Genomic DNA, 12,622 nt, shown 5'->3' on the forward strand with positions numbered 1-12,622 from the left:
AAACTTTAGTCGGAACGTATCGCCATGTTCGACATCGGCTGGACCGAGATGCTGGTGATCGCGATCGTCATGATCGTGGTCGTCGGGCCCAAGGATTTGCCCAAGATGCTGCGCACTTTTGGCCGCACGACGGCGAAGATGCGCGGCATGGCCGCCGACTTCCAGAAACAGTTCAACGATGCGCTGAAGGAGGCCGAGCTTGACGACGTCAAGAAGTCGGTCGATTCACTCAGAAGCCTCAACCCGGCCGCCGAGATCAGGAAACAGCTCAACCCGTTCGAGCAGGCGGCGGCCGACGTCCGTTCAGGCGTCGACGCGGTGATGAAGCCGAAGCCGGCCGCAGACCCGGTCGCGCCGGCTGCTTCGACGCCGCAGGATACCGAGCTGAACAATGGCGCGACGGTGCTGCCGGGCGTCGATGCCCCGGAAGCGGCGCCGGCGGCGCCGACCTTTCCGGCGATGACCGATGGTTCGGTGACACCGCCTGTCGCGACGGCGGCGCCGGCCGCATCGCCAAAGGCCTCGGCGGCGAAGACGGGTGCCGCGCCAGCGAAAGCGATGCCGGCCTCCAAGGCCGCAGCGAAGCCAGCGGCAAAACCTGCTGTGACAAAGACCGCGGCTAAAAAGGCCGAGCCGAAGCCCGCACCAGCAACGGTTAAGAAGCCGGCCGCAGCCGCCAAAAAGACGGCGGGAGCCGCCAAGTGAGCATTTCGGAAAAGGACGAGATCGACAAGTCGGCGGCTCCGCTGATGGAGCATCTGATCGAGTTGCGCCGGCGGCTGATGTGGTCGATCGGCGGGTTCTTCGTCGCCTTCCTGTTCTGCTTCTTCTTCGCCAAGCAGTTGTTCAACCTGCTGGTCATCCCGTTCAAATGGGCGACGCAATGGGCAGGGCTCGACCCGCACAAGGTCGAGCTGATCTACACGGCGCCGCAGGAATTCTTCTTCACCCAGGTCAAGCTGGCGATGTTCGGCGGCATGGTGATCGCCTTTCCGCTGATCGCCACCCAGATCTACAAATTCATCGCGCCCGGCCTCTACAAGAATGAACGCAACGCCTTCCTGCCGTTCCTGATCGCTTCGCCGATCCTGTTCCTGATGGGCGCGTCGCTGGTCTATTTCTTCTTCACGCCGATGGTGATGTGGTTCTTCCTCGCCATGCAGCAGGCCGGCACCGACGACCAGGTGCAGATTTCGCTGCTGCCGAAAGTGTCGGAATATCTCAGCCTGATCATGACGCTGATCTTCTCCTTCGGGCTGGTGTTCCAGTTGCCGGTGGTGACCAGCCTGATGACGCGGGTGGGCATGCTGTCGTCCGAGGCGCTGGTCGAAAAGCGCAAATGGGCAATCGTCATCGCTTTCGTCGTCGCGGCTATTCTGACGCCGCCCGACCCGATAAGCCAGATCGGCCTGGCCGTTCCCACGATCCTTCTCTACGAGGTCTCGATCTGGTCGGCCCGGCTGATCGAGCGCAGCAAGGAACGGGAACGTCTGGCGCGCGAGAAGCGGGAGGCTGCGGAAGCGGCGGCCGAGAAGCCGGCGGACGCGTCGTCGACCTAGCGGCATCGCCGTTATCTTGAGGTTTGCGGGACAGCGCGGGGCGCGAGGGAACTCGATCTTCACATCTTGCATCGGTCAAGGATGCGGTTTACGCCCCCTCTAGCCTACTTGAGGACGAACAGACCATGCTTGACATCAAATGGATTCGCGACCATCCGATGGCCCTTGTCGAGGCGCTCCAGAAGCGCTCGTGGTCGGCTGCGGAGGCGGAGTCCACGGTCGATGATCTGATCGCCAGGGACGAGGCGCGGCGCGAACATCTGACCGAGCTGCAGACCAGGCAGGAGCGCCGCAACGCCGCCTCGAGAGAAATCGGCAACGCCATGCGCTCGGGCGACGCCGCCCTTGCCGAAAGACTGAAGGCCGAGGTCGGCGAGATCAAGGCCTTCATCCAGAACGGCGAGGCGCGCGAACGCGAGCTCGACAACGCGCTGAACGACGCATCGGCGGTGCTGCCCAACGTGCCGTTCGACGACGTGCCGGTCGGCAAGGACGAGCACGACAACGTCGTCAAGCGCACCGTCGGCAAGGTGCCGGCCCGCCCGAACTGGGTGAAGGAGCATTTCGAGATCGGCGAAGCGCTCGGCATGATGGATTTTGAGCGGGCGGCGAAACTGTCCGGTTCGCGGTTCACGGTGCTCAAGGGCGGACTGGCACGGATGGAGCGCGCGCTCGGCCAGTTCATGCTGGACCTGCATACGACCGAGCATGGCTACGAGGAGGTCCAGCCGCCGCTGATGGTGCGCGACGAAGCGCTTTTCGGCACCGGGCAACTGCCGAAGTTCGAGGAGGATCTGTTCTTCGCCCCGCATGGGGACGGCAGGCTTGGCCTCATTCCCACCGCCGAAGTGCCGCTGACAAATCTCGTGCGCGAAGACATCACGCCGCATGAAAGACTGCCGCTGCGCTATACCGCGCTGACGCCGTGCTTCCGTTCGGAAGCGGGCTCGGCCGGGCGCGATACGCGCGGCATGCTGCGCCAGCACCAGTTCTACAAGGTCGAACTGGTGTCGATCACCGACCAGGACACCTCGCTTGCCGAGCACGATCGGATGACCGAATGCGCTGAGGAAGTGCTGAAGCGGCTCGGCCTGCCGTTCCGCACCGTGACGCTGTGCACCGGCGACATGGGCTTTGGCGCGCGCAAGACCTATGACATCGAGGTCTGGCTGCCGGGCCAGAACGCCTATCGCGAGATTTCGTCCTGCTCGGTCTGTGGCGATTTCCAGGCGCGGCGCATGGATGCCCGCTACAAGGATAAGGACGGCAAGGGCAACCGCTTCGTCCACACGCTGAACGGTTCCGGCACCGCCGTCGGCCGCGCCCTTATTGCCGTCATCGAAAACTACCAGAATGAGGATGGCAGCGTAACCATTCCTGAAGCGCTTCGGCCTTACATGGGCGGTCTGGAAAAGATCGAATCGAGATAATGCGCATCCTCCTGACCAATGATGACGGCATCCATGCCGAGGGCCTTGCATCGCTCGAACGCATCGCCCGCACGCTGTCGGATGATGTCTGGGTGGTGGCGCCGGAGCAGGATCAGTCCGGCTATGCGCATTCGCTGTCGATCTCGGAGCCGCTGCGCCTGAGAAAGATCGGCGAAAAGCACTTTGCCGTGCGCGGCACGCCGACCGACTGCGTCATCATGGGCGTAAAAAAAATCCTGCCCGCAGCACCAGACCTGATCCTGTCCGGGGTCAATTCCGGCGCCAACATCGCCGACGACGTCACCTATTCGGGCACCGTTGCCGGCGCCATGGAAGGCGCATTGCTCGGCGTGCGCTCGATCGCGCTCAGCCAGGCTTATTCCTATGTCGGCGAGGATCGCCTCGTCCCTTACGAGACCACCGAGGCGCTGGCGCCGGCGCTGCTCAAAAAACTGGTCGCCATGCCGCTGCCGGATGGCGTGCTGCTCAACGTCAATTTTCCGAATTGCCTTCCCGAAGAGATCGCCGGCACGGTGGTCACCTCGCAAGGCAAGCTCGTCCACAGCCTGTGGGTCGACGAGCGCCGCGACGGCCGCGGGCTTCCCTATTATTGGCTGCGCTTCGGCCGCGAGCCGGTCGAGGGCAAGCAAGGCACTGATCTCCATGCCATGCGCAACCGGCTGGTGTCGGTGACGCCGCTGCAGCTCGATCTAACAGCGCACGAAATCCGCGATCAACTAACCAAGGCGCTCGCATGAACCTGAACCATGGTCCGACGGCCGATGACCGCGAAGGCTTCGCCGCTTTCCTGCTCCGCCTGCGTGGCAAGGGCGTGGTGCCGAAGGCGCTGATCGCCGCCTTCGAGGCGACGCCGCGGCGCGGCTTCCTTTCCGCACAGTTCCATCCGATCGCCTGGTCGGACCGCATGCTGCCGATCGAATGCGGCGAGGCGATCGAGGGCGCCGATCTGCAGGCTGCGGTGATCGCAGCACTTGCCATCGAGCCGGGCAACCGGGTGCTCGAGATCGGCACCGGGTCGGGCTACACGGCGGCGGTGATGTCGCGGCTCGCCGCGCGCGTCGTCACCATCGATCGCTACAAGACGCTGGTCGAGCAGGCCAAACAGCGCTTCGAGGCGCTCGGCATCGGCAATGTCATCGTGCGCCAGGCGGACGGCTCCAACGGACTGGCCAATGAAGCGCCGTTCGACCGTATCGTCGCGTGGGCGGCCTTCGACAGCCTGCCGCGCTTCCTGCTCGATCAATTGTCGAGCGGCGGCATCGTCATCGCCCCGATCGGACCCGAGGAGGGCGAGCAGGTGCTGGCCAAGCTGACCAAGGTCGGCAGCCGCTTCGAACGCGAGGACATCGGTCTCGTACGCCTGCAGCCGATCCTGCGCAGCGTGGCCGCCGTCATCTAGGATCTGTCGATATTCAGGTGATGCCCGCAACTTACCTGTCTGGTCCGTCTCCGGCTTACCTGAGCTGGACCACGCCCGTCCAAGCAGCTTTAAATATTTTAAGAAAATTTGCGTCTGATTCTAGAGGTTTAACCGGCCGGTAACATTAACGCGCTTTAATCACGGTCAGTCTGTACCGGGTATCTGCGGGTAAATGCGATGCAATTCAGTATTTTGAAGGCAAACGGACGCAACCTGGCGCGGGGTATCGCCGTCCTGATGGTTGCGGGCACTACGGCGGGATGCAGTTCCCAGGTCTCGCGGTTCAACAGCGTCGACGATGTCTTCACGTCGTCGACAAACAACCAGCGCGCCATAATCGACAAGCAGGACGCCGCCCAGCCCTATCCCGGCGATGCCGCCGCGGTTTCGGCCGCGCCGTCCGACGGCAGCCACACCCAGTCGGTAAGCCGTTCAAGCCTCGAACCGGTCACGACGCAGCAATTGCCGCCGGTCGACCAGGCGCAGCCGGCTACCGCGTCGGCGCCCGCCGCCAGTCCGGCTCGCACCGCTTCGGCGCCAGCCGCTCCCCGGGTCGACCGGACTGCGACCGGAACCGTGGCAAAGCCGTTCAAAGAGTCACAGCCCGATGCTCCGCGCATGGCGACTGCGGGCGGCGAGCCGCGTGCCACCGAGATCATCGTCAAGGACGGCGAGACAATTTCCGGCCTGTCGCGGCGCTACGGTGTGCCCGCCGACGCGCTGATGAAGGTCAATGGGCTAAGCGCGACCAACGGGCTGAAGACCGGCCAGAAGATCGTCATCCCGGCCTATGCCTATTCGGGCAAGAAACCGGCCCCGAAGCTTGCCGACGCCAAGCCTGCGAACGACACCAAGCACGATGTGCCGGCCAAGGCACCGGAGATGGTCGCCGTGCTGCCGCAGCAGCCCAAGCTCAAGGAGGGCAAGTCCACCGCGCAGGTGGATGCATCGGCCGCAGCAAGCCAGCCGAAGGACGCCGCACCCAAGGCGGCTGGTGCCGGTGGCTCCTACACCGTGCAGCAGGGCGATACGCTGTCGGCCATCGCCAGGAAGACCGGCGTCGGCGTGGTTGCGTTGAAGCAGGCGAACGGCATGCAGGACGGTCTGCTCAAGATCGGCCAGACATTGAAGGTGCCGGCCGGCGGAACCGCGACAGTTGCCAACGCCAAGCCGGCAAAGGTCGATCCGGTAACAACTGCCACCACCCCGCCTGCGGCGAAGACGACGCCGTCGGAAACGCTCGCCGCCTACACGCCGCCGAAGAAGGAAAAGGTCATCCAGCAGGCCGAGGACGACGACGCGGTCGCGCCGAACGCCACCGGTATCGGCAAGATGCGCTGGCCGGTGCGCGGCCGCGTGATCTCCAGTTTCGGCGGCGGCAAGGACGGTGTCGACATCGCCGTGCCGGAAGGAACGCCAGTCAAGGCGGCCGAGAACGGCGTCGTCATCTATGCCGGCGATGGCCTCAAGGAATTCGGCAATACGGTGCTGGTGCGCCACGAGAACGGTTTGGTCACAGTCTATGGTCACGCCCGTTCGATAGAGGTCCAGCGCGGCCAGAAGGTCAAGCGCGGCCAGGAAATCGCGCAGTCCGGCATGAGCGGCACCACCGACTCGCCGAAACTGCATTTCGAAGTGCGCAAGAATTCGGCGCCGGTCGATCCTTCGACCTATCTTGAATAAAGAAAGTCGATCGTTCGACCTATCTTGAATAGAACAAGAAAAGCGATTGCGGGCCGCCTGACCTCCAGTCCGGCCCGCCGCTCAGCCCGCTCCGCAAGGGGCGGGCTTTTTTAGGGGCTTTTCCGGACCATGATCTTGTCCGAAAACCGGGCTCCACTTTTTGCTACGCTGACCTTCGGTTCGGGATCATGGTCTAATCCTGGAGCGACTTGCCGAGCCGGCCTGCCAGATCCTGGGTGTACTGCCAGGCGACACGGCCCGAACGGCTGCCGCGCGTCGTCGCCCATTCCAGCGCCTCGGCGCGCAGCGTCTCGGGATCGATGGCAAGTCGGTGATGGCGGACATATCCGTCGATCATGTCGAGATACTCGTCCTGCGAGCATTTGTGGAAGCCGAGCCAGAGGCCGAAACGGTCGGAGAGCGAGACTTTTTCCTCGACCGCTTCCGACGGGTTGATGGCGGTCGAGCGCTCATTGTCGATCATGTCGCGCGGCAAAAGGTGGCGCCGGTTCGACGTGGCGTAGAAGATCACATTGGCCGGGCGGCCCTCGACTCCGCCTTCGAGCGCCGCCTTCAGCGACTTGTAGGACGTGTCGTCGTGGTCGAATGAGAGGTCGTCGCAAAACAGGATAAAACGGTAAGGCGCTGCCTTCAGCAGCGCCATCAGCTTCGGCAGCGTGTCGATGTCCTCGCGGTGGATCTCGATGAGCTTGAGTGGCAGGTCCAGCTTTGCCGATGCGTTGACCGCCGCGTGCACGGCCTTGACCAGCGAGGATTTTCCCATGCCGCGTGCGCCCCACAACAGCACGTTGTTGGCTGCGTAACCGGACGCGAAACGCTCGGTGTTGTCGACCAGTATGTCGCGGACGCGGTCGACGCCGCGGATCAAACCGATGTCGACGCGGTTGACCTTGCGCACCGGCTCCAGATAGCCGGGATCAGCCTGCCAGACGAAGCAGTCGGCCGCGCCGAGATCGGTTTCCGGCACCGGGGGCGGGGCGAGGCGGGCGACCGCCTCGATCAGGCGGTCGAGCTTCCTGTTCAGGGCTTCGATGGTGCTGTCGGTCATTCTTGTCTTTTGTTTTTGCATTCAGCAAGCAACGGACCCTGTCGATTCCGGCGGCTTCGCAACCGGCTCCAACCTTTTGTTAGGGCACGATCTTTTTCGAGAACCGCGCTCCGTCTTTCGGGACCATGCTCTAACACGGCTCAACCAGCCGGAAAAGCAGCTGAAATGCTCGGCCGCAGTTGCATTGGCAACTTTACCGACTATATTCCGGCCAAATTTCACGGGGCCGCCAAATTACCCGTTTGGCGGCTGTTTTTCAAAATTCAGGAGTACTTCGATGTTCGTGACACCGGCATATGCCCAAGGCGTCGGCACCTCCCCGGATATGTTTATCAGCATTTTGCCGTTTGTCCTGATTTTCGTGATCATGTATTTTCTGATCATCCGGCCGCAGCGCACGCAGTTGAAGAAGCGCGGCGAGATGCTGGCGGCGGTGCGCCGCGGCGATACGGTCGTCACTGGCGGCGGTTTCGTCGGCAAGGTGACCAAGGTCATTGATGACAACGAGCTCGAGATCGATCTCGGCGGTGGCACCAAGGTAACGGCGCTGCGCTCGACGATCGCCGATGTGCGCGTCAAGGGCGAGCCAGTGGCGAACCAGAACGCCAAGAAATAAACCGATTGTCGGCGAACTATCTGCGGATACGCCCAGACCGACAAACGCCATTTGCTGTATTTTCGCGCTTCAGGACGAACCTGATCTGGCTGGCCGCCGGTATCACGGGGCGCCAACGATCTCGTGATGCCATTGCGCGCTGGTCCCATGCCGGCAAGATTGACAATAGTTGAAGAAAGCCCGATGGCAGCATCAAAGTGAACTGCCTTGTGCTCGACATCAACCTTTGTGCGGACCACGGCGAGCCAGTGGCGAACCAGAGCGCCTAGAAATAACCCAATTCCAGGCGGAACGATCCGCCCGAATGCCGTGACGGACGACGCCATATGCTCTATTTCTCGCGCTTCAAGATGATCCTGATCTGGCTGGCCGTGGCCGCCACAGTGATCCTGGCTGCGCCCAATCTTTTTTCGGCAAGCACGCTCGCCAAGCTTCCCGACTGGGTGCCGAAGCGCCAGATGACGCTCGGCCTCGATCTGCAGGGCGGCTCGCATATCCTGCTCAGGATGGATCCGAACGATCTGATCAAGGATCGGCTGGAGACGACGCGCGACGAAATCAGGACGCGGCTGCGCGATGCCAAGATCGGTTATACCGGCCTTGCCGGATCAGGCCGGGCCGTGCAGGTCCGCATCACAGATCCCGGTCAGGTCGAAGCCGCCAAGACGGCGCTGAAGACATTGACCGACCCGGTGGCCGCCGGCCTGTTCAGCGGCGGCTCTGTCCAAGAAATGTCGCTGGATGATTCCGAGCCCGGCCTGCTCAAATTCGCCTTCACCGATGCCGGCATCAAATATCGCACGTCGACGGCGCTGGCGCAGTCGCTCGAAGTCGTCGAGCGCCGCGTCAACGAACTCGGCACCACCGAGCCGATTGTGCAACGCCAAGGCGACGACCGCATTCTGGTCCAGGTGCCGGGCCTGCAGGATCCGCAACGGCTGAAGGACATTCTAGGCCAGACCGCCAAGCTGACCTTCCAGATGGTCGACCAGTCGATGCCGGTGCAGGACGCGCTCAACGGTCGTCCGCCGGCCGGATCCTCGGTGTTGTATTCGCAGGATGATCCGCCGGTTCCCTATCTGATCGAGAACCGCGTCATCGTTTCTGGCGAGAATCTCGTCGATGCGCAGGCGACGTACAATTCCCAGACCAATGAGCCGGTGGTTTCGTTCACCTTCGATTCCAAGGGGGCGGCGCGTTTCGGCCAGGCCACCTCGCAGAATGTCGGCAAGCTGTTTGCCATCATCCTCGACAATCAGGTGATTTCGGCGCCGCAGATCCGCGAACCGATCCTTGGCGGCAGCGGCCAGATCTCAGGCAATTTCACCGCCGAGAGCGCCAACGACCTCGCCGTGCTGTTGCGTGCCGGCGCGCTGCCGGCGACGCTGACGGTGATCGAAGAGCGAACGGTAGGCCCTGGGCTCGGCGAGGATTCCATTCACGCCGGCAAGGTCGCCGGCGTGATCGGCTCCATCCTCGTCGTCGTGTTCATGTTCGTGGCCTATGGCTTTCTCGGCTTCATTGCCAACATCGCGCTGGCGGTGCATGTCGCGATGATCATCGGGTTGTTGTCATTGCTTGGCGCGACACTGACATTGCCCGGCATCGCCGGCATCGTGCTGACCATCGGCATGGCGGTCGATTCAAACGTTCTCATCTACGAGCGCATCCGCGAGGAGCGACGAAACGGTCGCTCGGTAATCCAGGCGATCGACACGGGCTTTTCCAAAGCGCTGGCGACCGTCGTCGATTCGAACGTCACCTCGCTGATCGCGACCGTGGTGCTGTTCTGGCTCGGGACCGGCCCGGTGAAGGGCTTTGCCGTAACCTTCGCCATCGGCATTCTGACCACCGTCTTCACCGCCTTCACCTTCACCCGCCTGCTGGTGTCGATCTGGCTTCGCCGCGCCCGCCCGAAGGAATTGCCGCGCGCGCCGGTGACCTTCGTCCCGCCGGGCACGCGAATTCCGTTCATGGGCATCCGCCGCTGGACATTCGCGCTGTCCAGCGTGCTGTCGATCCTGGCGGTCGTGCTGTTCATGACCGTCGACATCAATTACGGCATCGACTTCAAGGGGGGGGCGCTGATCGAGGTCCAGGCCAAGGATGGCACCGCCGATATTGCCGACATCCGCGGCAGGCTTTCGGAACTCAACATCGGCGAAGTGCAGGTGCAGCAGTTCGGCGACCCGAACGACGTCTTGATCCGCGTCGGCACGCAGGAGGGCGGCGAGAACGCCGAACAGACCGTCATCGACAAGGTGCGTGGCGAGTTGCAGGACCATTACGATTTCCGCCGCGTCGAGGTGGTGGGACCGACGGTTTCCGGCGAGCTTGCCAAGCAAGGCACCATCGCCATGCTGATCGCGCTGCTCGGAATCCTGGTCTATGTCTGGTTCCGCTTCGAATGGCAGTTCGCGGTCGGCGCCATCATCGCCACGGTCCACGATGTGGTCATGACCATCGGCTTCTTCGTCATCACCGGTCTCGAATTCAACCAATCGTCGCTTGCGGCGATACTCACCATCATCGGCTACTCGCTCAATGACACGATCGTCGTCTATGACCGTGTTCGCGAAGACTTGCGAAAATACAAGAGGATGCCGCTGCCGCAATTGTTGAACAACGCCATCAACGAGACGCTGTCGCGAACGACGCTGACCTCGGTGACGACGATGCTCGCGCTGCTGGCGCTTGTGCTGTTCGGCGGCGAGGTGATCCGCTCGTTCACGCTGGCGATGCTGTTCGGCGTCGTCTTCGGAACCTATTCGTCGATCTTCATCGCCGCGCCATTGCTCATCCTGTTCAAGCTGCGGCCGGAGACCGCGACGGCCGACGTGGGGAAGCCGGTGAGCGGCGGCAAAGCCATAGCAACCTGACGGGCGGCCAACGGGATGACCAAAGGCATTGTCATCCGTGAAGCGCATTTCCCCGGCCGTGCGCCGATCGAGGCATATGGCAATGGCGGGTTTCGTTTCGCCGACATGTCGCATCGCGGCTCGCTCCTGTGCCTGCCGTCGGGCATCTATGGCTGGGAACCGGCTGATCCCTTGGCACTGACGGCGGCGGATTTCGCCAAGCTGCTCAACGAGGCTGACCAGGTCGAGATCCTGCTGGTCGGCGCCGGCAAGGATCTCAGGCCGTTGCCGGCGGCGCTGCGTGCTGTGCTGAAGGCGGCGGGCATTGCAGCCGATCCGATGTCGACTGGTGCTGCCGTGCGGACCTACAATGTTCTCCTGGCGGAAAACCGTGCGGTGGCCGCCGCGCTGATTGCCGTCGAGTGACGTGAGCGAAAACGCCAAAATCGTCATGGAAACGGTGCGCTCCGCCGACCATGATCGCTATGTTTGCGCGCTCTATGCGCCCGAGGACAAGCGTGACGCGCTGTTTTCGCTCTATGCCTTCAATGCCGAGATATCAGGCATTCGCGACCGTATCCGCGATGCACTGCCCGGCGAGGTGCGACTGCAATGGTGGCGCGATGTCATCGCCGCCGAGGACGCCGGGGTAGGCACAGGCCATCCCGTCGCCGACGCGTTGAAGGCGACGATTTCCGCCCATCACCTGCCGAAGCCCGCCTTCGAGAACATGCTCGAAGCCCGTATTTTCGATCTCTATGACGACCCCATGCCGTCGCGCACCGATCTGGAAGGCTATTGCGGCGAGACAGCAGCGGCGCTCATCCAGCTTGCAGCCATGGTGCTCGATCCAGTCGCAGCACCGCAGTTTGCCGAACTTGCGGGCAGGGCAGGTTGCGCACAAGCGATGACCGGCCTTTTGCTGCTGCTGCCATTGCATCGCAAGCGTGGGCAGTGCTTTGTCCCGGCCGACATTCTGGCCGCGGCAGGATCGTCGTCCGAAGAGTTCGTTGCGGGCGATGACGGGCCTGGAGCACAACGCGCCGTCGCCGCAATGAGCGCGCTGGCGCAAGAACATCTTGCAGCTTTCGAAAGCGGGGCATCGTCGTTGCCGGATTCGCTCAGACCAGCATTTTTGCCGCTGGCCTTGTCGCGCGCCTATCTCGACAAGATGGAAAGTTCTCATCAGTCACCTCTCAACGAGGTGGCGCGGCTCTCGGCCTGGCGCCGGCATTTTCTGTTGTTGCGCCGCGCGACGCGGGGCTGGCCGGACGCCTGAAGGCTGCCAAGCATGAAGGAATCCGGAAAGCCGGAACTATCACGGCAGCCGTAGACGTCTGTCACGACGCCTCGCTCGATCCGCCATCGCGCATCAGCGCCTCATAGTCGCGACCGCCATAGAAGATGTTGACGATGCGGACGACATCGTCATCGACAACGTAAGCGATGATGGCAGAGTGCTCGAACGGCACTGTTCGCAATCCCGGCGCAATGTCATCGCGCGACCGGCCGCCGCGAGGCGCGTTGCCGATGCTCTGGCAGCGGGATTTTCAGCGCAACTTCCGGACTTCCGCCAGCCTCTATGATGTTCCTGAAAATGTCGGCCAGATCATTCCTGGCGGTTTCTCGATACTCGACTTCAAGCCGCTGAATCATCAGAACGGCTCGAAAGTCGGGCGACGAAACCCCGAAGGTGAGCGCGAACCTCTTCTCCTGAATAGCCCGGCCTTGTATCCTCGATCGATGCCTTCACGCGCGCCCTGCTCGAGGCCATGCGCTCGGCATGCTCTTCCTCCTCGCGCTGGAAGGCGCGAAGGGCTGCACGGATGACCTCGCTCGCCGATCCAAAGGTGCCATCCTCGACTTTTTCGCGGATCATGCGCGCCATGGCGGGCGTGACAGTGACGGACAGTTTCTCGGCGGGTTCCATGGAATTGCTCCCTATAAGTAGGATATTATCCTACTC

13 protein-coding genes are annotated in these 12,622 nt (G+C 62.7%); 10 read left to right on the forward strand and 3 right to left on the reverse strand.

Annotation, left to right across the window (positions count from 1 at the left end; translation table 11 throughout):
• The first annotated feature begins 24 nt into the window (after positions 1-24).
• The 6 genes from tatB to AC0L2C_RS29705 all read left to right on the forward strand — a co-directional run bounded on the left by tatB (position 25) and on the right by AC0L2C_RS29705 (position 6,113).
• On the forward strand, positions 25-705 hold the full coding sequence (tatB, locus tag AC0L2C_RS29680; RefSeq protein WP_287229317.1) for a Sec-independent protein translocase protein TatB: 681 nt from the start codon (positions 25-27) through the stop codon (positions 703-705).
• 44 nt (positions 706-749) lie between these two features.
• Positions 750-1,559 (forward strand): twin-arginine translocase subunit TatC, encoded by an 810-nt coding sequence (gene tatC, locus AC0L2C_RS29685; RefSeq protein WP_051407946.1) that lies wholly within the window; start codon positions 750-752, stop codon positions 1,557-1,559.
• 125 nt (positions 1,560-1,684) lie between these two features.
• Positions 1,685-2,989, forward strand: a complete 1,305-nt coding sequence (gene serS, locus AC0L2C_RS29690; protein ID WP_287240616.1) for a serine--tRNA ligase — start codon at positions 1,685-1,687, stop codon at positions 2,987-2,989.
• Positions 2,989-3,747: a 5'/3'-nucleotidase SurE gene (gene surE / locus AC0L2C_RS29695; protein WP_027156218.1), complete on the forward strand. Its 759-nt coding sequence runs from the start codon at positions 2,989-2,991 to the stop codon at positions 3,745-3,747. Before serS ends, surE begins: the two co-directional genes overlap by 1 nt.
• Positions 3,744-4,409 (forward strand): protein-L-isoaspartate(D-aspartate) O-methyltransferase, encoded by a 666-nt coding sequence (locus AC0L2C_RS29700; RefSeq protein ID WP_027156219.1) that lies wholly within the window; start codon positions 3,744-3,746, stop codon positions 4,407-4,409. Before surE ends, AC0L2C_RS29700 begins: the two co-directional genes overlap by 4 nt.
• A 198-nt stretch (positions 4,410-4,607) precedes the next feature.
• The gene (locus tag AC0L2C_RS29705; protein WP_473525095.1) at positions 4,608-6,113 is read left to right on the forward strand and encodes a peptidoglycan DD-metalloendopeptidase family protein; all 1,506 of its coding nucleotides are present in this window, start codon (positions 4,608-4,610) and stop codon (positions 6,111-6,113) included.
• 193 nt (positions 6,114-6,306) lie between these two features.
• Here the strand turns inward: AC0L2C_RS29705 and AC0L2C_RS29710 are convergent, their stop codons facing one another.
• Positions 6,307-7,182 carry an ATP-binding protein gene (locus AC0L2C_RS29710; protein ID WP_128246777.1) on the reverse strand — a complete coding sequence of 292 codons (876 nt, stop codon included), beginning with the start codon at positions 7,180-7,182 and terminating at the stop codon, positions 6,307-6,309.
• 277 nt (positions 7,183-7,459) lie between these two features.
• Here AC0L2C_RS29710 and yajC point away from each other — a divergent pair, with 277 nt between their 5' ends.
• The 4 genes from yajC (at position 7,460) to AC0L2C_RS29730 (ending at position 11,935) form a co-directional block, all read left to right on the forward strand.
• Positions 7,460-7,798, forward strand: a complete 339-nt coding sequence (yajC, locus tag AC0L2C_RS29715) for a preprotein translocase subunit YajC (protein WP_023802565.1) — start codon at positions 7,460-7,462, stop codon at positions 7,796-7,798.
• Between the two features lie 326 nt (positions 7,799-8,124).
• Positions 8,125-10,677: a protein translocase subunit SecDF gene (gene secDF / locus AC0L2C_RS29720; RefSeq protein WP_473525096.1), complete on the forward strand. Its 2,553-nt coding sequence runs from the start codon at positions 8,125-8,127 to the stop codon at positions 10,675-10,677.
• A gap of 15 nt (positions 10,678-10,692) precedes the next feature.
• Positions 10,693-11,082: an Mth938-like domain-containing protein gene (locus tag AC0L2C_RS29725; protein WP_023802563.1), complete on the forward strand. Its 390-nt coding sequence runs from the start codon at positions 10,693-10,695 to the stop codon at positions 11,080-11,082.
• 1 nt (position 11,083) lies between these two features.
• A complete protein-coding gene (locus tag AC0L2C_RS29730) occupies positions 11,084-11,935 on the forward strand; it encodes a phytoene/squalene synthase family protein (protein ID WP_473525097.1) in 852 nt (283 codons plus the stop codon).
• A 61-nt stretch (positions 11,936-11,996) separates the two neighbouring features.
• On the opposite strand, the gene AC0L2C_RS29735 is transcribed toward AC0L2C_RS29730, so the two are convergent.
• Together AC0L2C_RS29735 and AC0L2C_RS29740 are read right to left on the reverse strand one after the other, a co-directional pair.
• A complete protein-coding gene (locus AC0L2C_RS29735; RefSeq protein WP_353685235.1) occupies positions 11,997-12,128 on the reverse strand; it encodes a hypothetical protein in 132 nt (43 codons plus the stop codon).
• A gap of 167 nt (positions 12,129-12,295) precedes the next feature.
• A complete protein-coding gene (locus AC0L2C_RS29740; protein ID WP_128246775.1) occupies positions 12,296-12,586 on the reverse strand; it encodes a type II toxin-antitoxin system ParD family antitoxin in 291 nt (96 codons plus the stop codon).
• Positions 12,587-12,622: the final 36 nt, after the last annotated feature.

The organism is Mesorhizobium sp. WSM4845 (assembly GCF_055811455.1).

Coding starts and splice junctions, on each gene's coding strand:
- secDF (WP_473525096.1), top strand. CDS start 8,125: ATGCTCTATTTCTCGCGCTTCAAGATGATCCTGATCTGGCTGGCCGTG.
- AC0L2C_RS29705 (WP_473525095.1), top strand. CDS start 4,608: ATGCAATTCAGTATTTTGAAGGCAAACGGACGCAACCTGGCGCGGGGT.
- surE (WP_027156218.1), top strand. CDS start 2,989: ATGCGCATCCTCCTGACCAATGATGACGGCATCCATGCCGAGGGCCTT.
- AC0L2C_RS29700 (WP_027156219.1), top strand. CDS start 3,744: ATGAACCTGAACCATGGTCCGACGGCCGATGACCGCGAAGGCTTCGCC.
- tatB (WP_287229317.1), top strand. CDS start 25: ATGTTCGACATCGGCTGGACCGAGATGCTGGTGATCGCGATCGTCATG.
- AC0L2C_RS29725 (WP_023802563.1), top strand. CDS start 10,693: ATGACCAAAGGCATTGTCATCCGTGAAGCGCATTTCCCCGGCCGTGCG.
- tatC (WP_051407946.1), top strand. CDS start 750: ATGGAGCATCTGATCGAGTTGCGCCGGCGGCTGATGTGGTCGATCGGC.
- AC0L2C_RS29740 (WP_128246775.1), bottom strand. CDS start 12,586: ATGGAACCCGCCGAGAAACTGTCCGTCACTGTCACGCCCGCCATGGCG.
- yajC (WP_023802565.1), top strand. CDS start 7,460: ATGTTCGTGACACCGGCATATGCCCAAGGCGTCGGCACCTCCCCGGAT.
- serS (WP_287240616.1), top strand. CDS start 1,685: ATGCTTGACATCAAATGGATTCGCGACCATCCGATGGCCCTTGTCGAG.
- AC0L2C_RS29710 (WP_128246777.1), bottom strand. CDS start 7,182: ATGACCGACAGCACCATCGAAGCCCTGAACAGGAAGCTCGACCGCCTG.